Genomic DNA, 19431 nt, shown 5'->3' with positions numbered 1-19431 from the left:
CCCCCTCACTCCGCGGCGGCCCGGTCGAGCCCGGCCCCGGCATCCTGGCGTGGCCGGCGGCCGGTCAGCCGCACCACAGCCACCGGCTGCACCGTGTAGTCCGACGCGATCTCGGCATAGGACAGCACCGCCGCCTCGACGTGGTTGCGGGCCAGCGTCTGGCGCAGGAAGCGGCGGGTGTCGAGCGCGGTCAGGATCACCGGCGGCCGGCCGCCGGCGACGACCCGGCCGAGATGGCCGCGAATGGTGTCGACCAGTTCCTCGGCCTGGCCCTCGGGCAAGGCGAGATAGGCGCCGACCGTGGTCTGCCGGATCGACTGGCGCAGCACCTCCTCGGCGCCGCGGTCCAGGATCAGCGCGTGGATCACCTTCCGGTCGTCGGCATGGGCGTGGCAGATCTGCCGCTTCAGCCCGCCGCGGACATATTCGGTCAGCAGGATCACGTCCTGCTCCTTCTGTCCCCATTCGGCCAGCGTCTCCAGCACCAGCCGGTGGTTGCGCAGCGAGATGCCCTCCTCCAGCAGCCGGCGGAACACGTCGGCGACCTGGTTGACCGAGAGGTGGCGCTGCGCCTCGCGCACCAGATCGCCGCGCGTCGCCTCGATGCCCTTGAGGAAGGCCTGGGTCTCCTGGATGCCGAGGAAATGCGGGGCGTAGCGGCGCAGCGCCCGGGTCAGCGCCTCGGCCACGATCTCCTCCGCCGTGGCATGGCCGATGCCGGCCTCGGCCAGCGTCGCCTCCTGCCGGGCGTCGATCCAATGCTGGACCGCGCCGCCGGGGCCCTCGCCGGTGTCGGCGGCCAGGCCCAGAAGGTCGAGATGCATCGGGTCGTCGCGCAGCAGGATCCGGCCCGGCCGCGCCGTCCCGGCCTCGACCGGGACCCCATCGATGTCGATGCGGAAGCCGTCCGGCGGCAGCGTCCCGCCGGGCCCGACGCGGCCGGCCGGGAACGGCACGCCCAGCGCCTGCCCCAGATCCTCCGCCACGTCCCGCGCCAGCCGCTCGACATTGGCACGGCCCAGACCGGCCGCCAGATCGGCGCCGAAATGCAGCGTCACCGTCTCGTCCGCCGTCGCCGCCGTGTCGGAGGCGGCCTCCTCCAGCGCCGCGGCGGCCCCGGCCTCACGCAGGGCGCGACGCCGGCGCAGCAGCACGCCGCCGGCCATGAGCCCGGCGATGGCCAGGAAGATCAGGGTCGGGAACCCTGGGATGAAGCCGAGCAGCGCCACCACGCCAGCCGCCATCAGCAGCGCCGTCGGGTTGGCGCCGATCTGGTGGGCGATGTCGGCGCCCAGGTTGCGGCTCTCGGACGTCGTGACCCGGGTGACGATGGTGCCGGAGGTGATGGCGACGAACAGCGCCGGGATCTGCGACACCAGCCCGTCGCCGATGGTCAGCAGCGAATAGACATGCATCGCCTGGCCCAGCGACATGCCATGCTGCAGCATGCCGACGGCGAGGCCGCCGATCAGGTTGACCGCGACGATCAGCAGGCCGGCGATGGCGTCGCCCTTCACGAACTTCATGGCGCCGTCCATGGCGCCGTAGAGCTGGCTTTCCTTCTCCAGCGTCTGGCGCCGGCGCGTCGCCTCGGCCAGGTCGATGTCGCCCGAGCGCAGTTCGCCGTCGATGCTCATCTGCTTCCCGGGCAGGGCGTCGAGGGTGAAGCGGGCCGCCACCTCGGCCACGCGCTCGGCGCCCTTCACCACCACCACGAACTGGACCACGGTGATGATCAGGAAAATCACCAGGCCGATGGCCAGGCTGCCGCCGATGACGAACTCGCCGAAGGTCTGGATGATGGCGCCGGCATCGGCGTCCATCAGGATCAGGCGGGTGACGCCGATCGACAGCGCCAGGCGGAACACCGTGGTGATCAGGATCACCGACGGCAGCACCGACAGCTCGAGCGGGCTGCGCAGATAGACCGCCACCATCAGCAGCAGGACCGCGAAGGTAATGTTGCAGGCGATCAGCGCGTCGACCAGCAGCGTCGGCAGCGGCAGGATCATCAGGAGGATGGTCGCGACCAGCAGGGCCACGATCATCAGGTCCTGCCGCCCCGTCGCGGCGGCCAGGGCCGATTGCCAGCGGTTCGCCCGCGGATTCGTCGTGCCGGTCATGCCGCCACCCGCCGGTCGGGGGCGTCGAGATAGTCGCGGAAGGCGCGGCGCGCCGCCTCGATCTCGCCGAGCTGGTGCAGCGCCCGGCTGCGCAGCAGGTGCCGCGCCGCGGCCGGCGGCTCCTCGCGGTCGAGCCGGTCGAGAACCTCGATCGCCTGATCCGGCCGGCCGACCGCGAGCAGGGCGACGGCGAGCGCGCGCAGCGCCGCCGGATCGACCTCGTCGTCGCGCGAGGCCAGCAGCATCGCCAGGGCCAGCGCCCGCCGGTTCTGGCCGTGCCGCAGATAGTCGAAGACGAGGCGGTGCAGGGTGTCGCGCTGGATCTGCGTCATCCGCATCATCCGCCGATCAGGTCGTTCAGCCGGGCGCGCAGCAGGTCGTGCTTGCGCAGCTCCTGCAGCAGCACGGCGCTGCCCCAGCGGGCCAGCCGATCATCCGGCGCCTCCGCCTGCAGCAGGTCCAGGATGTCGGCCAGGGTCTCGGCCTGGCCGCCGGGGGTGGCATGGATCGTTCCGGCCGTGGCGGGGCGGATATAGTCCAGCAGCTCTTCGCGCAGCCGCGAGGCCTTGTCGCGCCGGCCGCGCACCGACCCGGCCCGGCGCTGCACCGGCGCGCCGGCGGCGGTGACCGGGCGCCCGGCGATGCCGTCCGGCTGCTGGCCGGGCCGGACACCGTCGAGCGGCTCGGTGCGTGGCTGGATCGTCGTCATCTCGATTCCCCCTTCCCCGGCGTCCCTATGGCTTGCCGGGGTCGGCCAGGACCATCACGAAGGTCTGCCCGGCCCGGCTGCGCAGGGTGACGGCGTCGGCCCGGATCCTGTCGACCGACCAGCCCCCGCCGAGATCCGCGCCTTCGAAGTATTTCGAGCCGGTGTGGGTGATCAGATAGGGGTTGTCGCCGGTCCAGACCGCCTGGATCACGAGCTCCGGCGCACCGCTGCCCGCCCCGGTCGCAACCTCCGACGACAGCAGGGCCGAGGAGGCGAAGGTGCGGTCGAACCAGGCCTGGATCTCGCGCCACTTCGCCATGTCGTCCGGCGACAGCCGGCCCGAGGCGACGATGCGGCTGCCCTTGGCCGAGAGGGTCACCCCCTGGAGCTGCGCCGCGTCGATGCGGTCCTGCAGCGCCTCCTGCGGAGTCTGCTGCCGCGGCACGACCGGCGCCAGCGCGGCGGTCTGCACCGGCTTGCCGGCCTCGGGCGCCGCGGCCTGGCCGGCCGCCGGCGTGTCGGAGCCGCCGCCCGATCCACCAGACGACAGGGCGATCCCGGACAGGCCGCCGAGGATCACCAGCAGCGCGATGGTCACGGTGACGGCGCGAAGATGCGGACCGCCGGCGGACGCCTCGACCGGGCTGCGCAGCACGATGCGCGAGGATCCCAGCGTCAGTTCGGCCGGCAGCGGCAGGGTCAGGGCCCCGCCGGGTTCGGTCGTCCCGGCCCGGCCCGGCACGCAAACGGCGCCGGCCAGGGGCTCCACCCGCACACGATGGCGGGCGATGTCGATCAGGGCATGGACCGGGGCCAGGGTCTCGTCGGCCAGGACGATGTCGGAATCGAGGCCGCTGCCGACCCGGTAGGCGGCGGGCGCCAGCTTCTGGACGGTGCCGGCATTCGGCCCTTCGAGCACGAACAGCGTGACCGAGTGCGGCTGTGGGAAGAATCGCTGGATCTGCCCCTGGAGGGGGCTGTCAGACAGGAACGCCTTGAATTTCGAGAGCATGGCCCACCCCACGAGGCGCCTCGATCAGTGGCGAAAGCGAGCGCGGCCGGGGCCGACCGCGCTCGCCATACTGACAGCGATAAAGCTCAGGAACCGGAACGAGATCCGGGCTCAGCCCTTGCGGGCCGCGTCCGACAGCGCCTGGGCCCACTTGTCCAACTGCTGGTTCTTCTGGGTTTCCCGAGCGGTGTCGATCGTGTCCTGCTTGTTCTGCTCGCGGATCTTGGCCATCTCCTGCTGGATATCGGAGACGTTGCCGTTGCCGGAAGTCGAAGCCATAACCCATTCCTCCTAGTGCGATTCTGAGAGTTACAACACCAAACACAGTGGAATGCAGGTCCGAAGCCCTGGTCTGACACACCGATTCGCCGAATCATTCGCCAGCGTCTGGGCCAAACAATCCTAGACCCACCACCTTGGCCAACTCGACCGGAACGTCGGTTCGACACCAAGGCCTGCCCACCCCTCAAAACTACTACTCGACTATGCGGCAAACCGCCGTCAGGTCAAGCACTTCAATGTCTCAGTGCATTCAGATTTCAACTACCGGCCTGTTCAACAGAACTTTAACAAAAACCCTGGAACCCTGCTGGCGGTCTAAGCGTTTAGGTCTGCCCGACGTCTGGGCGATCCGCTGGCCGTTTCAAGCGAGCCGGGTGTTTGGATTGGCTTTTGCACCTCCGGCTATGCGGCGTTATAAAGACCAGGCGGGTCGACAGTCGCGAGCTTATCGGCGGGATGTCTTGATGCGGGTGTGGATGGCGATCAGGACCACAGGGCTGTCAGGAGTATTGTCCGACAAGTTTCGGCGACGTCCTGCCATGCTCGCATCCGCCATTCTGATCACGCTTTCGGCCGGACCGGTGGCGGCGCAGCAGCAGGCCGCCCCTCCGGCCATCGTGACGGTGCCCGCCGCCCCGGCCCCGCCCGTTGCCGCGACGCCGCTTCCGGCCGATCTCGCCGCCACCCAGGGCCGTCGCACCCTGCCCTGGCCCGACAAGCCTTACCCCTATGTCGTCCTGGATCAGGATGTGCGCGACGTGCTGGGGGCCTTCGGCAGCAACCTCGATATCCCGGTCAAGGTTAGCGACAAGGTCTCCGGCCGGGTGCGCGGCCGGCTGCCGGAGCTGACGCCGCAGAAGCTGCTCGACCAGCTCGCCGCCAGCTTCGGCCTGCAATGGTATTATGACGGCCAAGTGCTGTATGTGACCACGGTCGAGGAGGCGGTGTCGGAGATGCTGCCCCTCGGCGCGATCCGATTCGAGGAGCTGCAGGCGTCGCTGGCCAGCCTGCAGCTCGACGACCCCCGCTTCCCGCCGCGGCCTTTGGCCAGCGCCAATGTCGCGCTGGTGTCGGGGCCGCCCCGCTACGTCGCCCTGGTCAAGGAGACCATGCAGGCGCTGCAGCAGGCCTATCAGTTCCAGACCACGATCGTGCGCGGCCGCACCGGAAAGCCCGGATCATGAGCCGGCCGCCACGCAGTCCCCTAGCCCAGACCCGTTCCATGAGCCGAGGCTGATCCCATGGTTGTCATCTCGCCCTCCGTTCTGCAGGCGCCGGCGCTGATCGAACCCAAGGCCGCGCTCACGCCCGTCGCCCTGCCGCTGGATCAGAAGGCGGCCAATGTCTTCGACTACGCCCTGCCGCTGCAGCAGGCGCACAAATCGGTCGCCGACTACGCGCCGAGCCTGAAGGCCCGGCTGCTGGCGAATCCGGCGGCGATGGGCGACCAGCTGCTCAACTCGCTGCAGCAGTTCCACAAGGACACGACGTCCCTAGGCACCAGGCTCACCGAGCCGCGGCCCGCCACGACGATGCAGGCATCGGCATCGGCGACGATTCCGGGGACGGCCAAGCCGGGCGTGCAGCCGGGGCCCGCCTCGGCACGGCCGGCGCAGCAGGGCGCGGAGACCGACTTCCGGGCGGAGATGCGCGAGATGCGGCAGGCGACGCGGGAGTTCAACAACGGCGTGCTGCGGACCACGCTGGTCACCACCGCCTCCAAGCAGCTCGGCAACGTTCCGGAAACCCTGCTGCGCGGATAGCCGCGCCGGCCGCCCCAGCGGGTTTCGACAGGATCTCAGAAAGGTCGACCGGAATTGCTCAACCCCTGGGTCAAGCCCCTCGCTTTGGCCGCGCTGCTGCTGCTCGCCGCCTGCAAGGTCGAACTCTACAGCGGCCTCGAGGAGCGCGAGGCCAACGAGATGGTCGCGATCCTGCTGCACCAGGGCATCCCGGCCGAGCGCGAGGTGATCAAGGACCGCGGCCTGGTCGTCTCGGTCGAGGAGGATCGCTTCGCCGACGCCGTCGACGTGTTGCGCCGCAATGGCTACCCGCGCGAGCGCTATGCCAAGATCCCCGACCTGTTCAAGGGCGAGGGCCTGGTCTCGTCGCCGGTGGAGGAGCAGGCGCGGCTGATCTATGCGCTGAGCCAGGAGCTGTCGAGCACGATCTCGGAGATCGACGGGGTCTATTCCGCCCGCGTCCATGTCGTGCTGCCGGACAACGAGGGGCTGAAGACGGCGTCCAGCCCCTCCTCCGCCTCGGTGGTCATCCGCCACCGCGCCGATGTCGACCTGTCGAAGCTGACGCCCGAGATCAAGATGCTGGTGGCGAACGGCATCAAGGGCCTGCTGTACGAGAACGTCTCGGTGGTGTTCCTGCCGACCGATCCGGAGGCGGCGATGCCGCCGATCACCGACCCCCTGACCAATGTCGCCGGCTTCTGGGTGCACCGCTCCAGCGCGCCCTGGCTGCAGGGGCTGCTGGCCCTGGTCGCCATCGCGGTGGTGGCCGTCGGCGGCACCGTCGGTTGGAGGATCTGGCGCCGCGGCGCCGCCCCGCAAGCGGCTGAATGACCATGCCTCCGGAGATCGCGGACCGGCTGGCCCTCCGGCGCTTCGACCGGGCGGTGGCGCTGCGCCCCCATCCGGCGCAGCTCGGCCGGGCCTTCCCGGGCCTGGCCGAGGCGGCGGCAGGGCTATTGCTCGACACGCCGCGGCTCCGGCCCCGCCTGTCGGAGCTGCTGCGCCGGCGCCTCGACCTCGCGCCCTGCGACGCGGCAGCCTGGCAGGGCGATGTCGCCCGCGCGGCCGGCCTGGCGGCGGCCGATCTCGACCGCGCCGTCTGCCATGCCGGCGCTGCGGCGCTGGCGGCGCGGCTGCGCACCATCGTGCTCGGCGCCGAGATCCGCCGCGTCACCGGCCTGATCGGGGCCGACGCCTACGCCTTCGGCCTCGGCCATAAGGGCCCGGCCCCGGTGCTGGCCAGGCTGGACGCGGTGCCGGTCGAGGACGCGATCGACCGCGCCGGCCTGCTGTGCCTCGCGGCCTGGTGCGGCGAGGCGGGTCCGGCGGTCGGCGAAAGGCTGCGCCTGCGGCTGGCGCCGGAGCGCTGGCCCGAGGGCGGACTGCCGCCGGCCGAGCGGCCCCGCGCCGCCGCCCTGTTTGCGGCCGCGTCCCGGGCGGTGGCGCCCCATGGCTGAGGCCCCGGCCTTCCGCCGCGGCGGCCCGGTCTTGAAGGCCGAGGCGCTCGGCCAGTGGCGGGATGCGCGGCGCTATTTGGCCGAGGCCGAGGCCCATGCCGACCACCTGCGGGCCGAGGCCGACGCCGCCTTCACCGCCGGGCGCGAGCGCGGCCACGCCGAGGGGCTGGCCGCCGCCCGCGAGGAGGCCGCGGCGCTGGTGGCCGCGACCGGGCTGCAGATCGACCGATACCTCGCCGGGCTGGACCAGACCCTGGCCGACCTGGTGCAGGAGACGATCGAGCGCATCCTCGGCCGCTTCGACCGGCGCGAGCTGCTGCTGCAGGCGGTCGACCACGCGCTGCGCCAGTCCCGGCTGGACCATGCGGCGACGCTGCGGGTGGCGCCGGACATGGTCGAGGCGCTGCGCGGCCGGCTGGCGGACCCGGCGCTGGCCGATATCGGCCGCCGGGTGACGGTCGAATCCGACCCCGGCCTGGCCGCCGACACCTGCGTGATGGTGACCAAATACGGCCATGTCGAGCTTGGCATCGACGCCCAGCTGCGCGCCCTGCGCGACGCGCTGCGCCGCACCCGCCCGGGCGAGACGGCGCCGTGAGCCCGGACGCCCTGCCCCGGCCCGTGCCCGGCCTGCAGCTGCGGGCCGACCCGCTGCAGGCGCTGCGCCGGCGGCTGGAGGAGGCCGATCCGCGTCCGGTCAAAGGCCGGGTGGTGAAGGCGATCGGCGTCACCGTCCATGCCGAGATCAACGACGCCCGGCTCGGCGAGATCTGCGAGCTGCGCGACCCGCAGACCGGCCACAGCATCCTGGCCGAGGTGGTCGGGCTGGTCGACGGCGCCGCGGTGCTGACGCCGATCGGCAGCCTGCAGGGCCTGTCGACCCGGACCGAGGCGATCCCGACCGGCCGCGCCCTGCGGCTCGGCGTCGGCCCTGCCCTGCTGGGCCGGGTGCTGGACAGCCTGGGCCGGCCGCTCGACACCGCCGAGCGCGGGCCGCTCGACACCACCACCACCTATCCGCTGCATGCCGAGGCGCCGCCGGCGCTGCTGCGCCCCCTGATCAGCCGGCCGATGCCGCTCGGCATCCGGGCGATCGACGGGCTGCTGACCTGCGGCGAGGGCCAGCGCATCGGCATCTACGGGTCGCCCGGCACTGGCAAATCCTCGCTGCTGGCGCAGATCGTCAAAGGCGCCGACGCCGACGCCATCGTCATCGGCCTGATCGGCGAGCGCGGCCGCGAGGTGCGCGAGTTCATCGACCGCCATCTCGGCCCGCAGGCGCTGCGCCGGGCGGTGATCGTCACCGCCACCTCCGACCGGCCGGCGATCGAGCGCGTGAAAGCCGCCTTCGTCGCCACCGCCATCGCCGAGTATTTCCGCGACCAGGGGAAGCGCGTCGCCCTGCTGATGGACAGCATCACCCGATTCGCTCGCGCCGTGCGCGAGATCGGCCTGGCCGCCGGCGAGCCGCCGACCCGGCGCGGCTTCCCGCCCTCCTTCTTCGCCATGCTGCCGCGCCTCTTGGAGCGGGCCGGGCCGGCGGCGACGGGGTCGATCACCGGCTTCTATACCGTGCTGGTTGAGGGCGACGCCGAGACCGACCCGATCGCCGACGAGACCCGCGGCCTGCTGGACGGGCACGTCGTGCTGTCGCAGGCCCTGGCCAGCGCCGGGCATTTCCCGGCGATCGACGTGCTGGCCAGCCGCAGCCGGGTGATGGAGGCGGTGATCGACACCGGGCATCGCCGCGCCGCGGTGCAGATGCGCCGGCTGATGGCCAAGCATGCCGATATCGAGCTGCTGCTGCAGGTCGGCGAATACCGGGCCGGCGCCGACACGCTGGCCGACGAGGCGGTGGCCAAGATCGGCGACATCCGCCGCTTCCTGCAGCAGGATTTCGAGGAGGCGACGCCCTTCGCCCAGACCCGCGAGCAGCTGGAGCGGCTGAGCCGATGAAGAAGCCGGACGCCCTCGACAAGCTGCGCAAGCTGCGACATGACCGGGAAAAGTTGGCGGCCGAGAGCCTGGGCCGCGAGCGCACCGCCCTGACCGCCGCCGAGACGCGGGAGCGTCAGGCCGAGGCCGACCGCGCCGCCTATGAGGAGCAGCGCACCGTTCAAGAGGCCCGGCTCTACGCCGCGGCGCTGGAGAAGCCGGTCCTGGTCGATTCGCTGGAGCGGCTGGGCGACCGGGTGTCGGAGCTCGCCGCCGGATCCCGGCACCAGGCCGCCGTGGTGCGGGAGCGGCAGGCCGAGACCAGCCGGGCCGAGGCCGACACCGCCACGGCACGCGAGGCCTGGCGGCAGCGGCGGCGGGATGCCGACCGGCTGGACCGGCTGGCCGAGCGCCGCGGCACCGCCCGGCGCAAGGCCGCCGAGATCCGCGACGACGTCGCCGCCGAGGACGAGGCCAGCCTGACCCCGCCGGGAGGCCGATCATGACCGCCGCCGCGCCGTGGATCCGCGCGGCGGATCCCTCCGATCCCGCCGCCCGCCCCTACGATCCGCCACGAATGACCTTCGAGCAGGCCGGCGACGCCAATGCCATCGCCCGGCGCTGCGCGCCCGTGACGGTCCGGATCGGCGGGCTGGAGATCGAGGCGCCGCTCGCCATCACCCCGACCCTGGCCCCGCCCGACGCCGACGGCGTCGCCATCACCCTCCGTCTCGGCCCGGGACGCCTGGTGCTGCTGGTGCCGGCGCTGCTGGTCGAGCAGGCGCTGGCGGACACCGCCGGGCTGCCGGCCGCCGAGCTGGAGCCGGAGCTGGCGGCGCTGCTGATCGAGGCCGTGGCGTCGGACTTGCTGCCGGCGCTGGAAGCGGCAGCCGGGGTGGCGATCGCGATCGAGAGCGTCGGCCCGGCAGCACCGGCCATTGCGCCCGCCTTCCGCTGTGCCGTCGCCATCCGCCACGCGTTCGCCGAGACGGCGCTGCATCTCGCCGCCGATGCCGCCGCCCGGCCGGCCCTGCGCCGCCTGATCGACGCCGCGCCGGCGCTGCCCGCGCCCTGCGCCGGCCTGCCGGTGCCGCTGGCCATCCGTGTCGGCGCGGTGCGGCTGAGCCTGGCCGAGCTCAAGGGGATCGAGCCCGGCGACGTCGTCTTTGCCGATGTCGCCTGCCCGCGCGGCGAAGCGCTGGTGGTCTATGGCGAGGGCTGGTCGCATGCGGCGAAGCACGACCGCGCGACGGTCACGGTCGCGGGGCCGCGGCGGCCCCTGGCCCTGCAGGATGGAGGAGGATGGATGGCGGATCCCGACAGCGGCGCCGCGGTGCCGCCGGCGGAGCGGCTGGACGAGCTTCCGGTGACGCTGGTGTTCGAGCTGGGGCGCAGCGAGCTGCCGCTGGCCGCGGTGCAGGGCCTGGCGCCCGGCGCGGTCATCCCGCTCGGCCGCGACCCGGGCGAGGCGGTCGACATCGTCGCCAATGGGCGGCGCGTCGGCCGCGGCGAGATCGTGCGGATCGAGGGCGAGCTGGGCGTGCGCGTGGTGCGGCTGTTCGGCGATGAATGAGGCGCCGCCGGATGTCCTGCCGCTTCTCGGCGTCGTCACGCTGGTCGGGCTGGTACCGTTCCTGATCGTTACCCTGACGGCCTTCCTGAAGATCTCGGTGGTGATGCTGCTGCTGCGCAACGCGCTCGGCATCCAGCAGACGCCGCCGAACATGGTGCTGTACGGCATCGCCCTGATGCTGACGGTCTACATCACCGGGCCGGTGATCGCCGAGGTCTACGCCCGGGTCAGCGACCCGGCGCTGCGGCTGCGCAGCATCCAGGACTGGCAGGCGGTGATCCAGTCGGCGATCGAGCCGGTGCGCGCCTATCTGATGCGCTTCACCGACCCGGCGGAGCGCGACTTCCTGCTCTCCGCCACCGCCCGGGTGTGGCCGCCGGAGGCCAGCGCCGCAGCGACGCCGAACGACATGGTCATCTTGATCCCGTCCTTCGTCATCTCCGAGCTGACCCGGGCCTTCGAGATCGGCTTCCTCTTGTACCTGCCCTTCATCGTCATCGACCTGATCGTCTCGGCGATCCTGATGGCGATGGGCATGATGATGGTCTCGCCGCTGGCCATCTCGGTGCCGTTCAAGCTGTTCCTGTTCGTCATGGTCGACGGCTGGTCGCGCCTGCTGCACGGCCTGATCCTGAGCTACAGCAGCTGAGGCGGCGATGAACCAGGCGACGATCTCGCATCTGCTGCAGGAGGCGCTGACCCTGACGCTGCTGCTGTCGCTGCCGGCGCTCGCCATCGCCGCCGCGGTCGGCCTGCTGGTCGGCCTGTTCCAGGCCGTGACGCAGATCCAGGACCAGACCCTGCCGATGGCGGTCAAGGTGATCGCCGTGGTGCTGGCCCTGGTGCTGCTGGGCCCGATGCTGGCCAGCCCTCTGGTCCGCTTCACCGACCGGATCTTCACCGACTTCCCGGCGATCACGCGCGGCGCCATCCCGGCCGATGCCGGGCCGCCCTGATGATCGAATCCTTCCGGCTCCTGGCCGAGCTGGTCGGCCCCTATGTCACCGCGATCTCGATCGCCATCGCCCGCGCCATCGCCCTGGCCGCGGTGCTGCCGATGTTCTCCTGGCTCGGCCTCACCGGCATCCTGCGCAACGCGGTGATGATCGCGATCGCGCTGCCGGTGGTGTCGCAGGTGACGTCGGAGCTGGCGGTGCTGACACCACTGCAGCCCGCGCAGGTGCTGATGCTGGTGGCCAAGGAGGCGGTGATCGGCATCCTGCTCGGCCTGCTGTTCGGCCTGCCCTTCTGGGCGGTGGAGGCGGCGGGCGAGCTGATCGACATGCAGCGCGGCGTCAACGGCGCCTATCTGCTCGACCCCAACGCCTCGGGCCAGGCCTCGCCTGTGGGCACGCTGTTCGTGCTGGTGCTGCTGGCCCTGTTCTTCGCCGGCAACGGCCTCGGCGTGCTGGCCGAGGCTCTCTACAGCAGCTATGCCCTGTGGCCGGTCACCGAGCTGCTGCCGCCCTTCACCGGCGAGACGCCGACGCTGCTGCTCGGCCTGCTCGACCACGTGGTCCGGCTCGGCCTGCTGCTCGCCGTGCCGCTGGTGATCGTGATGCTGCTGGCCGACATCGCGCTGGCGGTGATCGGCCGGATGGCGCCGCAGCTCAACGTCTTCGACCTGTCGCTGTCGGTGAAGTCGGCGGCGCTGGTGCTGGTGCTGCCGATCTACGCCATCTTCCTGGTGCCCTATTTCAACGACAGCCTGGGCTCGCTCCGCGGCGTGCTCGACCTCGCCCGCACGGTGCTGCCGTGAGCCAGCAGACCAGCGAAGACAAGAGCCTTCCCGCCAGCACCAAAAAGCTGGCGGATGCCCGGCGCAAGGGCCAGGTGGCGCACAGCCGCGACCTGGTCACGGTGGTCGCCCTGGTCGCCGGCTTCCTCTATCTCGGGGTCGAGGGGCCGGCGATCATGGAGGCGTTCCGCGCCATCCTGACCGAGCCGATCGCCCTGACGGCCAAGCCGTTCGACCAGAGCTACACCATCATGCCGACGCTGCTGGCGCTGGCGGCCAGGATCGTCGCGCCGCTGGTGCTGGTGATCGTCGTCGCCAGCGTCCTCGCCAATGTCGGCTTCCTGCGCGGCATCCCGTTCTCGATCGACCCGCTGGTGCCGCGCGGCGACAAGATCAACCCGGTGGCCGGCTTCCAGCGCCTGTTCAGCCTGCGCAACCTGCTGGAATTCATCAAGGCGGTGGTGAAGGCCTGCACCCTGATCGGGGTGATCGGGCTGCTGGCCCTCGCGGCGCTGCGGGCGGTGCTGGTGACGCCGCAATGCGGCCGCGACTGCATCGGCCTGGTGCTGGTGGCGACGCTGAAGCCGGTGCTGATCGGCATCATCGCGGTGCTGCTGGTCTTCGCCCTGATCGACATGATGCTGCAGCGCTGGCTGTTCCAGCGCGACCAGCGGATGACCCGCAGCGAGATGAAGCGTGAGCGCAAGGAGCAGGACGGCGATCCGTTCATCCGCAGCACCCGGCGGCAGCTGCATCGCGGCCTGGCCCGCGGCGAAGGCCAGTCCTCCGCACCGACGCTGTTCGTCACCGACGGCGAGACCACCGTCGGCATCCGCTTCGTCGCCGGCGAGACCTCGGTGCCGATCCTGGTCAGCAAGTCGTTCAAGGGCGGCATGGCCAGCGTGCCGATGGAGACGGCGCCCCTGCTGGCGCGGCAGTTGCAGGCCGACGGCAAGATCGGCGAGGCCATCCCGGCCGAGCATTTCGACGCCCTGGCCCGGATCCTGCTGCGGATCGGCGCGGTGTGACGCCCCCGCTTTCGCCCGTCCTGCGCTACAGTCGGGCGACGAGAGCGGGAGACGCACCATGGACTCGAAGGAAGCACCGCGGCCGGTGGCGGAGATCGCCAGCTACCACGCCCATGTCTATTTCGACCCGGCGGCGACCCGCGACCGGGCGGAGCGGTTGCGCGGCTGGATCGGCGAGCGCTTCCGCGTCCGCCTCGGCCGCTGGCACGAGGTCAGGGTCGGGCCGCACGACCAGGCGATGTTCCAGGTCTCCTTCGCCGCGGAGCTGTTCGCGACGCTGGTGCCCTGGCTGATGCTGAACCATGGGGGCTTGAGCATCCTGGTCCATCCCAACACCAGCAATCCGCGCCGGGACCATCTGGTCGACCCGGTCTGGATCGGGGCGCCACTGCCGGTGCATGGCGACATGCTGCCCGAGGAGGAGGAGGCCGAAGGCCCGCTGGAGCCGAACACCGACCCGGACCGGCCGGCCTAGCCCGGATATCTCACACCCCCTACGTCTTGCGGCGAGTCGGATGCGGGGGTGGGACGCGAAAAAGCGTATAGGGACATACGGTTGAGCGGCCCGCCCCCGCAGGCGGCCGTCGCAAGACGACCCTTCGGGCCGGTTGAAAATGCCGACAGGGTGCGTCGAACGGCTTGCCCGATGCATGAGCATCGCGCTGCGCCGCTCTCCTGCCCCGTCGGCATTTTGAACCGGCGCAGGACGCAGGGGGGGTGAGATATCCGGGCTAGCTAGGGCTCAATCGCCGAGGACGCGTCGTCGCTCCTCGAATTCGGCCTTGTCAATCTCGCCCCGAGCGAACCGCTCTTTGAGGATATCGATCGGCGTGCAGCCCGGCGTGCGGGCGGTCGGTGCCTCTTCTCGCCACAGGCCTGCAACCCAGCGGAGCAGGAGAACCGCGACAGCGATCGCCAACGCGAGCACGAGGATCATGATCAGCGGGCCGAAGATCATGCCACCCCAACCTCCGCCCCACCACATCATGTGCGGGCCGTAGGCGTATCTGTCGGCGTCGGATGACGTCTGCGCCCATGCCATCGGCAGCCCGAGCGCGGTAGCGGCCGCTCCGGCGGTGATGGTCGGGATCGAGAGCCTGACCATGTCGTTGCTCCCCGAGAGCCGTCTCCCGGTACCGTGCCTTGCATCGGCACCGGCGTTCCGCAGGCAAGAATGCGCCCGTCGCCGCCGGGCACGTTGATCTCGATCAAATGCCCTCGGCTTGGTCGATGACGTGGGACCAAAAATCTCGCTCAGGCAGAGCGCAACGCCGCCGCCCCGGCCGCCAGCTCGATGATTTCGGAGGTGATCTCCTCCTGCCGGAGCTGGCGCTCCCGTTGAGAGAGCGACGAGAGCTTGGCGTCGATGTTGGTCTTGGCCGAGGTCATGGCGATCGTGCGTGCATCGTTCTCGGCCACGAAGGCGTGCATCGCCGCTTCGCAGAGCTGCGCGTAGACGTATTCCACGGCCAGTCGCTCGAGCAGGACTCGAGGGCGCAGGGTGGTAAGAGGCTCTCGGGTCCCGCCGGGCATGGCGAAGCGCCCGAAATCCAGCGGCAGCAGCGAGTGTCGATCGATGCGGATGCCTGACCCAGAGACCGAGCGCGAGAACACGATATCGACCGTCGACACGGCCCCTGCCGCGATCATCTCGTAAAGTTCGTCGGCCAGCCGGTTCGCGAGCGAAGAAATGGCGTCGACGTGAGTGGCCATCGATGCCGACCAGATCGGCGTCAGGCCCCGTTCTTCGGCCACTGTCAGGCCATGGGTCCCGACGATCAGGACCGCGCCGCCCGCGCGGTTGGCCATTGCCGTGTCGAGGACGCGCTCGCTGAAGGCTCCCGCGAAACCCTGTTCGGCGCAGAACAGCACGAAGCCGGCTTTCCCGGCCCGGATCGATGGCACCGACACCCCGTCAGCCGGCAGTAGGCCGAGCGCATGGCCGATGGCGCGGGACACCACCTCGGTATAGGCGTCGATGCCGGCAAGCTGCGACCGCCCGCGCTGGGCTCGGGACGCCGCTATCCCGCGCATGGCGGTGACCACCGCGCCGAGCTGCCGGACGTTCTGGATCTGGGCGACGATATCGGCGAGCCGCTCGGCCATCAGCCCGCCTCCGGTCCAGGTCCGACCTCGGGCGGGGCGATCCGGGACGCGAGCGCCGCGAGCGCGGCCTTCAGGCTTGCGTGCTGCGTGTCGTCGAGCCGCCCGGTCCGCTCGATGGCGTCGACCACGTCCTTTGCCGTGCGGTCGAGCCAGGCCGGCAGCTCCGTCCGGAACCCGCCGATGCAGTCGGGCGGGATGCGGTCGAGTGTTCCGTCCTGCAGCGCCGTCACCAGCGCCACCTCGTCCGCGAGCCGCATGGGCGCATATTGCGGCTGCGCCAGCACGGTGCGCATGCGCCTGCCGCGCGCGATCCTGTCCTTGACCTGGGCGTCGGTCACGCCGCCGAAACGCGTGAACATCTCGAGCTCCAGGAACTGCGCGTAATCGAGACGCAGCGAGTGCGCGGCCTCGCGCAGGGCCGGCGCCTGCGTCTTGCCTCCGACGCGGCTGACGCTGGTGCCGACATCGACCGCCGGCTTGTGGCCTTCATGGAACAGCCGGGAGTCGAGGACGATCTGGCCGTCGGTGATGGAGATGAGGTTGGTAGGGATATAGGCGCTCAGGTTGCCGGCATCGAGTTCGGCGATCGGCAGCGCGGTCAGGGATCCCCCGCCGGCCACCTCGGACAACTTGGCCGCGCGTTCGAGGAGCCGCGCATGAACGTAGAACACGTCGCCGGGATAGGCCTCGCGGCCCGGCGGCTGGCGTGTCAGCAACGCGATCTCCCGATGGGTGGCGGCATGCTTCGTCATGTCGTCGATCACGACCAGCGCGTGCCGGCCGCGGTCGCGAAAGTACTCGGCCATGGTGAAGCCGGCGAAGGGTGCGATCCATTGCAGGCCGGGCGAGGCCGATGCACTGGCAATCACGAAGATGCAGCGCTCGGGCGCGCCGTGGCGGCGCACCGCATCGATCACGCGCCTGACCGTCGACGACTTCTGCCCGACGGCGACATAGACGCAGACGATGTCGCTGGCTTTCTGATTGATGATGCAGTCGACCGCCAACGCGGTCTTGCCGATGGCGCGGTCGCCGATGATCAGCTCGCGCTGGCCGCGGCCGAGCGCGAACATCGAATCGAGGACGAGAAGCCCCGTCTGCACAGGTTCCGTGACGAAATCGCGATCGATGATCGCGGGGGCGGGCCGCTCGATGGGCTGGTGGTCCGCCGCTTCGATCTCGCCGTCGCGATCCAGCGGACGACCCAGCGGATCGACGATGCGGCCGAGCAGCGAGGACCCCACCGGCACGCGCACGACCTCGCCCGTGCCGTGCACCCGATGACCGGCTTCAACCTTGTCCGAGTCGTCCAGGAGCACGCATCCGATCAGGTCCCGGTCGAGCGTCGCGGCGAAGCCGACCTGGCCACGCTCGAAGCGAAGGAGCTCGTCCAGGCGGACATCGGCCAGGCCCGAGACCAGCGCGATGCCGTCCGCGACCGACTCCACGCGGCCGATTGTTTCGGCGGACGGCGCCAGAGGAGCCGCGCCGATGCGGGCCCTGGCGTCGCGGAGCCACCGGTCAAGATCGGCCGAGAAGTCGGTCATGGTCCAGTTCCTCTCGGATCCTGGCGAGATCCGAACGCCAGTCGTTGTGCAGGACCGTGTTGCGGGCATGGATCTCGAAGCCGGCGATCAGGTCCTGGTCGGTGTGAAAGGAGAGGGGCGGCTCGACACCGATCGCCGCGCGCAGCGTCTCGCGCACCAGATTCGCCTGATCCTCGGTCAAGGGGACGGCCGACACCATCGTCACGGGATGGTCCGGATCCGCGGACGCCAGAGCCTGCCGCAGATCGGGCGACAGCGCGCGCAACTCGCCGCAAAGCCCTTCGAGAAAGGCGGCAGAGGAAGCGTCGGCGGGAAGTCGAAGCAGCAGCCGGCGCGCGATCTGGACGGAGAGGTCGCTGGCGTGGTCGAGGATCGCACGTGCCGCGGTGGCCCGATCCCGGGCGATCATCGATTGGGCTTCGCTGCGCCGTCTCGCAATATCGTCGGCGGATTGCGCGAGCAGGCCGGCTTTCTCAGCCTGAGCCTCCTGGCGGGCTTCGGCCATCAGCCGGTCGCGTTCCGCATCGATCGCGCTGCGCGCCGCCTCCGCCTCGGTCTTCAGCGTCGCGGCATCCTGGCGGGCGGCTGCCGCGTCGGCCAGAAGCTTGTCTATCTCCTCCCGCCGCCTGGCCACGATGCCGGCCACCGGACGGAAGAAGAACCGGCCCAGGATCCAGACGAGGATCAGGACGTTGACTGTCTGGAGTGCCAGCGTCCACCAGTCGATGCGCATCGGCTCAGCGGAGGAACGGATTGGCGAACAGCACCAGGAGCGCGATGACCAGGCAGTAGATCGCCATGGTCTCGATCATCGCGAGGCCGACGAACAGCGTGCGCGAAATGGTGCCGGCAGCTTCGGGCTGGCGGGCGATGGCGTCCATGGCGGCGGCGACGGCACGACCTTCGCCGAGCGCCGGCCCGACCGCGCCGAAGGAGACGGCCACCGCGGCGGCGAGGATGCTGACGATCTCAGTCCAGTTCATGGTCTTTTCCTTTTCGGGGCTCCGCCGGGCGGCCCTCGGTCAGCCCGTTGCCGATGAAAACCATGGCCAGAATCGTGAAGATGTAGGCCTGGACCGCGCCAGTGAGCAGGTCGAGCGCCATCAGCGGAACGGGCACAAGGAGACCGGCCAGTGACAGGACGATGCCGATAACGAAGACGCCGCTCATCACATTGCCGAACAGGCGCACGATCAGCGAAAAAGTGCGGGTGAACGTCTCCACGACGTTCAGCGGGATCATGATCAGGCTCGGTTCGGCAAAGGTTCTGAGGTAGCCGCCAAGCCCCCGCGCGCGGATGCCGAAATAGAGGATCGCGACGAGCACGATCAGGCCGAGCGCCGCATCGGTCTCGATATGGGCCGTCGGAGGCTCGATCCCCGGCACCAACGACGACCAGTTCGCCGCCAGGATGAAGAGGAACAGCGTGCCGATCATCGGAACGTAGGGGGCCGGCGCGACGCGCATCGTCCCCTGGACCTGGTCTTCGATGACGCCGACGATCAGTTCGAGCACCGTCTGTCGTGGCGTCGGTTTCAGCGACAGGCGGCGGGTGGCGAGCCAGCCGACGAGCGAAAGCACGGCGATCAGGCCCCAGGTTACCACGACGGGCTCGGTGATGGGGACCGGCCCTATCGTGAAGACGACCTTGGCGAGGAGCGGGGAGTCGATCATGGCCGCGCCTCCCGGCGGAGCACGGCCGACCGGGCCGCGAGCAGCCCGAGGGTTGCGGCCAGCAGCGCCATGGCGCCGAGCGAGCGCACGACGGTCGTCAGCGCAGCCGCCATCAGGGCGAGGCGAAGAACTTGGAGCGCCAGCGCCGGGAGGGCCCGCCCCCCCGCCACCATCCGGACGGTCCAGCGCAGCGACAGGAAGTAAAGCGAGCCGAGCGAGGCTCCGGCCAGAAGCCACAGGCCAGCGTGAAGGGCAAAGGCCAACATGCCGTGGGCGGTCAGGGGAATGTTCATTGTCGGTGCATCCATCGCCATCCGGACCAGAAGCCCACCGCCACGCCGACGATCAGGAGCGGCGCGCTCCAGAAGAGGCCGGTCCCGAACCGATGGTCGAGCCATCGCCCAAGGAAGAGGCCGACCAGGGTCGGCGCGACGATGATCCAGCCGAGCACTCCGATCTGGCCGACGAACCGCATCACCGACGGTTCGCCCTCCCTGCGCCA

The 19431-nt window shown here is 70.6% G+C and carries 26 protein-coding genes; 13 read left to right on the top strand and 13 right to left on the bottom strand.

Going from position 1 to position 19431, the window contains the following annotated elements; all coding sequences use genetic code 11:
- Positions 1 to 5: 5 nt before the first annotated feature.
- The 5 genes from sctV to FFK22_RS43195 all read right to left on the bottom strand — a co-directional run bounded on the left by sctV (position 6) and on the right by FFK22_RS43195 (position 4123).
- Positions 6 to 2123, bottom strand: a complete 2118-nt coding sequence (gene sctV / locus FFK22_RS25750; RefSeq protein ID WP_138888273.1) for a type III secretion system export apparatus subunit SctV — start codon at positions 2121 to 2123, stop codon at positions 6 to 8.
- On the bottom strand, positions 2120 to 2455 hold the full coding sequence (locus FFK22_RS25745) for a tetratricopeptide repeat protein (RefSeq protein WP_186002644.1): 336 nt from the start codon (positions 2453 to 2455) through the stop codon (positions 2120 to 2122). Before FFK22_RS25745 ends, sctV begins: the two co-directional genes overlap by 4 nt.
- Positions 2456 to 2460: 5 nt before the next feature.
- Positions 2461 to 2832 carry a hypothetical protein gene (locus FFK22_RS25740; protein ID WP_138888275.1) on the bottom strand — a complete coding sequence of 124 codons (372 nt, stop codon included), beginning with the start codon at positions 2830 to 2832 and terminating at the stop codon, positions 2461 to 2463.
- A gap of 25 nt (positions 2833 to 2857) precedes the next feature.
- Positions 2858 to 3844 carry an FHA domain-containing protein gene (locus FFK22_RS25735; RefSeq protein ID WP_138888276.1) on the bottom strand — a complete coding sequence of 329 codons (987 nt, stop codon included), beginning with the start codon at positions 3842 to 3844 and terminating at the stop codon, positions 2858 to 2860.
- 111 nt (positions 3845 to 3955) lie between these two features.
- Positions 3956 to 4123: a hypothetical protein gene (locus FFK22_RS43195; RefSeq protein WP_186002643.1), complete on the bottom strand. Its 168-nt coding sequence runs from the start codon at positions 4121 to 4123 to the stop codon at positions 3956 to 3958.
- 542 nt (positions 4124 to 4665) lie between these two features.
- Between FFK22_RS43195 and FFK22_RS25730 the strand changes: the two genes are divergently transcribed.
- Genes FFK22_RS25730 through FFK22_RS25670 form a run of 13 tightly spaced genes read left to right on the top strand, consistent with a single transcriptional unit; the run spans position 4666 to position 14077 of the window.
- Positions 4666 to 5310 carry a secretin N-terminal domain-containing protein gene (locus FFK22_RS25730; protein WP_138888277.1) on the top strand — a complete coding sequence of 215 codons (645 nt, stop codon included), beginning with the start codon at positions 4666 to 4668 and terminating at the stop codon, positions 5308 to 5310.
- A gap of 57 nt (positions 5311 to 5367) precedes the next feature.
- Positions 5368 to 5889, top strand: coding sequence for a hypothetical protein (locus FFK22_RS25725; RefSeq protein WP_138888278.1), 522 nt, complete (start codon positions 5368 to 5370; stop codon positions 5887 to 5889).
- 54 nt (positions 5890 to 5943) lie between these two features.
- Entirely contained in the window at positions 5944 to 6702 is a 759-nt protein-coding gene (gene sctJ / locus FFK22_RS25720) for a type III secretion system inner membrane ring lipoprotein SctJ (protein ID WP_138888279.1), read from the top strand.
- On the top strand, positions 6699 to 7328 hold the full coding sequence (locus FFK22_RS25715) for a SctK family type III secretion system sorting platform protein (protein ID WP_138888280.1): 630 nt from the start codon (positions 6699 to 6701) through the stop codon (positions 7326 to 7328). The genes sctJ and FFK22_RS25715 overlap by 4 nt, the downstream gene beginning before the upstream one ends.
- Positions 7321 to 7926 carry a type III secretion system stator protein SctL gene (gene sctL, locus FFK22_RS25710; RefSeq protein ID WP_138888281.1) on the top strand — a complete coding sequence of 202 codons (606 nt, stop codon included), beginning with the start codon at positions 7321 to 7323 and terminating at the stop codon, positions 7924 to 7926. Before FFK22_RS25715 ends, sctL begins: the two co-directional genes overlap by 8 nt.
- A complete protein-coding gene (locus tag FFK22_RS25705) occupies positions 7923 to 9284 on the top strand; it encodes a FliI/YscN family ATPase (protein ID WP_306770166.1) in 1362 nt (453 codons plus the stop codon). Before sctL ends, FFK22_RS25705 begins: the two co-directional genes overlap by 4 nt.
- The gene (locus tag FFK22_RS25700) at positions 9281 to 9769 is read left to right on the top strand and encodes a YscO family type III secretion system apparatus protein (RefSeq protein ID WP_138888282.1); all 489 of its coding nucleotides are present in this window, start codon (positions 9281 to 9283) and stop codon (positions 9767 to 9769) included. Before FFK22_RS25705 ends, FFK22_RS25700 begins: the two co-directional genes overlap by 4 nt.
- Positions 9766 to 10836, top strand: coding sequence for a type III secretion system cytoplasmic ring protein SctQ (sctQ, locus tag FFK22_RS25695; RefSeq protein ID WP_138888283.1), 1071 nt, complete (start codon positions 9766 to 9768; stop codon positions 10834 to 10836). Before FFK22_RS25700 ends, sctQ begins: the two co-directional genes overlap by 4 nt.
- Entirely contained in the window at positions 10829 to 11485 is a 657-nt protein-coding gene (gene sctR, locus FFK22_RS25690) for a type III secretion system export apparatus subunit SctR (protein WP_138888284.1), read from the top strand. The genes sctQ and sctR overlap by 8 nt, the downstream gene beginning before the upstream one ends.
- Before the next feature lie 7 nt (positions 11486 to 11492).
- The gene (gene sctS / locus FFK22_RS25685) at positions 11493 to 11792 is read left to right on the top strand and encodes a type III secretion system export apparatus subunit SctS (protein ID WP_138888285.1); all 300 of its coding nucleotides are present in this window, start codon (positions 11493 to 11495) and stop codon (positions 11790 to 11792) included.
- Positions 11792 to 12595 carry a type III secretion system export apparatus subunit SctT gene (sctT, locus tag FFK22_RS25680; RefSeq protein ID WP_138888286.1) on the top strand — a complete coding sequence of 268 codons (804 nt, stop codon included), beginning with the start codon at positions 11792 to 11794 and terminating at the stop codon, positions 12593 to 12595. The genes sctS and sctT overlap by 1 nt, the downstream gene beginning before the upstream one ends.
- Positions 12592 to 13602: an EscU/YscU/HrcU family type III secretion system export apparatus switch protein gene (locus tag FFK22_RS25675; RefSeq protein ID WP_138888287.1), complete on the top strand. Its 1011-nt coding sequence runs from the start codon at positions 12592 to 12594 to the stop codon at positions 13600 to 13602. The genes sctT and FFK22_RS25675 overlap by 4 nt, the downstream gene beginning before the upstream one ends.
- Before the next feature lie 58 nt (positions 13603 to 13660).
- A complete protein-coding gene (locus tag FFK22_RS25670; RefSeq protein WP_138888288.1) occupies positions 13661 to 14077 on the top strand; it encodes a DOPA 4,5-dioxygenase family protein in 417 nt (138 codons plus the stop codon).
- A gap of 267 nt (positions 14078 to 14344) precedes the next feature.
- Here FFK22_RS25670 and FFK22_RS25665 read toward each other — a convergent pair whose 3' ends face one another.
- The 8 genes from FFK22_RS25665 to FFK22_RS25630 all read right to left on the bottom strand — a co-directional run.
- The gene (locus FFK22_RS25665; RefSeq protein ID WP_138888289.1) at positions 14345 to 14707 is read right to left on the bottom strand and encodes an SHOCT domain-containing protein; all 363 of its coding nucleotides are present in this window, start codon (positions 14705 to 14707) and stop codon (positions 14345 to 14347) included.
- 149 nt (positions 14708 to 14856) lie between these two features.
- Positions 14857 to 15708 carry a F0F1 ATP synthase subunit gamma gene (locus FFK22_RS25660; protein WP_138888290.1) on the bottom strand — a complete coding sequence of 284 codons (852 nt, stop codon included), beginning with the start codon at positions 15706 to 15708 and terminating at the stop codon, positions 14857 to 14859.
- The gene (locus tag FFK22_RS25655) at positions 15708 to 17255 is read right to left on the bottom strand and encodes a F0F1 ATP synthase subunit alpha (RefSeq protein ID WP_138888291.1); all 1548 of its coding nucleotides are present in this window, start codon (positions 17253 to 17255) and stop codon (positions 15708 to 15710) included. Before FFK22_RS25655 ends, FFK22_RS25660 begins: the two co-directional genes overlap by 1 nt.
- On the bottom strand, positions 17230 to 17988 hold the full coding sequence (locus FFK22_RS25650; protein WP_138888292.1) for a F0F1 ATP synthase subunit delta: 759 nt from the start codon (positions 17986 to 17988) through the stop codon (positions 17230 to 17232). Before FFK22_RS25650 ends, FFK22_RS25655 begins: the two co-directional genes overlap by 26 nt.
- Positions 17989 to 17992: 4 nt before the next feature.
- Positions 17993 to 18238 carry a F0F1 ATP synthase subunit C gene (locus tag FFK22_RS25645; RefSeq protein WP_138888293.1) on the bottom strand — a complete coding sequence of 82 codons (246 nt, stop codon included), beginning with the start codon at positions 18236 to 18238 and terminating at the stop codon, positions 17993 to 17995.
- A complete protein-coding gene (locus FFK22_RS25640) occupies positions 18225 to 18929 on the bottom strand; it encodes a F0F1 ATP synthase subunit A (protein ID WP_186002642.1) in 705 nt (234 codons plus the stop codon). The genes FFK22_RS25645 and FFK22_RS25640 overlap by 14 nt, the downstream gene beginning before the upstream one ends.
- Positions 18926 to 19222: an ATP synthase subunit I gene (locus tag FFK22_RS25635; RefSeq protein WP_186002641.1), complete on the bottom strand. Its 297-nt coding sequence runs from the start codon at positions 19220 to 19222 to the stop codon at positions 18926 to 18928. The genes FFK22_RS25640 and FFK22_RS25635 overlap by 4 nt, the downstream gene beginning before the upstream one ends.
- The coding region (locus FFK22_RS25630) for an AtpZ/AtpI family protein (RefSeq protein ID WP_143956872.1) at positions 19219 to 19431 on the bottom strand (213 nt) is incomplete at its 5' end. The genes FFK22_RS25630 and FFK22_RS25635, both read right to left, overlap by 4 nt.

Origin of the sequence: Mycobacterium sp. KBS0706, from assembly GCF_005938675.2 — a bacterium.
Classification (GTDB): domain Bacteria; phylum Pseudomonadota; class Alphaproteobacteria; order DSM-16000; family Inquilinaceae; genus Inquilinus.
The sequence above is the reverse complement of the archived record's forward strand: the minus strand, read 5'-3'. Positions and strand labels throughout refer to the sequence as shown.

What these genes read in the sequence shown, in the direction of transcription:
- sctV (WP_138888273.1), bottom strand. Translation starts at nt 2,123, where the DNA reads ATGACCGGCACGACGAATCCGCGGGCGAACCGCTGGCAATCGGCCCTG.
- FFK22_RS25745 (WP_186002644.1), bottom strand. Translation starts at nt 2,455, where the DNA reads ATGACGCAGATCCAGCGCGACACCCTGCACCGCCTCGTCTTCGACTAT.
- FFK22_RS25740 (WP_138888275.1), bottom strand. Translation starts at nt 2,832, where the DNA reads ATGACGACGATCCAGCCACGCACCGAGCCGCTCGACGGTGTCCGGCCC.
- FFK22_RS25735 (WP_138888276.1), bottom strand. Translation starts at nt 3,844, where the DNA reads ATGCTCTCGAAATTCAAGGCGTTCCTGTCTGACAGCCCCCTCCAGGGG.
- FFK22_RS43195 (WP_186002643.1), bottom strand. Translation starts at nt 4,123, where the DNA reads ATGGCTTCGACTTCCGGCAACGGCAACGTCTCCGATATCCAGCAGGAG.
- FFK22_RS25730 (WP_138888277.1), top strand. Translation starts at nt 4,666, where the DNA reads ATGCTCGCATCCGCCATTCTGATCACGCTTTCGGCCGGACCGGTGGCG.
- FFK22_RS25725 (WP_138888278.1), top strand. Translation starts at nt 5,368, where the DNA reads ATGGTTGTCATCTCGCCCTCCGTTCTGCAGGCGCCGGCGCTGATCGAA.
- FFK22_RS25715 (WP_138888280.1), top strand. Translation starts at nt 6,699, where the DNA reads ATGACCATGCCTCCGGAGATCGCGGACCGGCTGGCCCTCCGGCGCTTC.
- sctL (WP_138888281.1), top strand. Translation starts at nt 7,321, where the DNA reads ATGGCTGAGGCCCCGGCCTTCCGCCGCGGCGGCCCGGTCTTGAAGGCC.
- FFK22_RS25700 (WP_138888282.1), top strand. Translation starts at nt 9,281, where the DNA reads ATGAAGAAGCCGGACGCCCTCGACAAGCTGCGCAAGCTGCGACATGAC.
- sctQ (WP_138888283.1), top strand. Translation starts at nt 9,766, where the DNA reads ATGACCGCCGCCGCGCCGTGGATCCGCGCGGCGGATCCCTCCGATCCC.
- sctR (WP_138888284.1), top strand. Translation starts at nt 10,829, where the DNA reads ATGAATGAGGCGCCGCCGGATGTCCTGCCGCTTCTCGGCGTCGTCACG.
- sctS (WP_138888285.1), top strand. Translation starts at nt 11,493, where the DNA reads ATGAACCAGGCGACGATCTCGCATCTGCTGCAGGAGGCGCTGACCCTG.
- sctT (WP_138888286.1), top strand. Translation starts at nt 11,792, where the DNA reads ATGATCGAATCCTTCCGGCTCCTGGCCGAGCTGGTCGGCCCCTATGTC.
- FFK22_RS25670 (WP_138888288.1), top strand. Translation starts at nt 13,661, where the DNA reads ATGGACTCGAAGGAAGCACCGCGGCCGGTGGCGGAGATCGCCAGCTAC.
- FFK22_RS25665 (WP_138888289.1), bottom strand. Translation starts at nt 14,707, where the DNA reads ATGGTCAGGCTCTCGATCCCGACCATCACCGCCGGAGCGGCCGCTACC.
- FFK22_RS25660 (WP_138888290.1), bottom strand. Translation starts at nt 15,708, where the DNA reads ATGGCCGAGCGGCTCGCCGATATCGTCGCCCAGATCCAGAACGTCCGG.
- FFK22_RS25655 (WP_138888291.1), bottom strand. Translation starts at nt 17,255, where the DNA reads ATGACCGACTTCTCGGCCGATCTTGACCGGTGGCTCCGCGACGCCAGG.
- FFK22_RS25650 (WP_138888292.1), bottom strand. Translation starts at nt 17,988, where the DNA reads ATGCGCATCGACTGGTGGACGCTGGCACTCCAGACAGTCAACGTCCTG.
- FFK22_RS25645 (WP_138888293.1), bottom strand. Translation starts at nt 18,238, where the DNA reads ATGAACTGGACTGAGATCGTCAGCATCCTCGCCGCCGCGGTGGCCGTC.
- FFK22_RS25640 (WP_186002642.1), bottom strand. Translation starts at nt 18,929, where the DNA reads ATGATCGACTCCCCGCTCCTCGCCAAGGTCGTCTTCACGATAGGGCCG.
- FFK22_RS25635 (WP_186002641.1), bottom strand. Translation starts at nt 19,222, where the DNA reads ATGAACATTCCCCTGACCGCCCACGGCATGTTGGCCTTTGCCCTTCAC.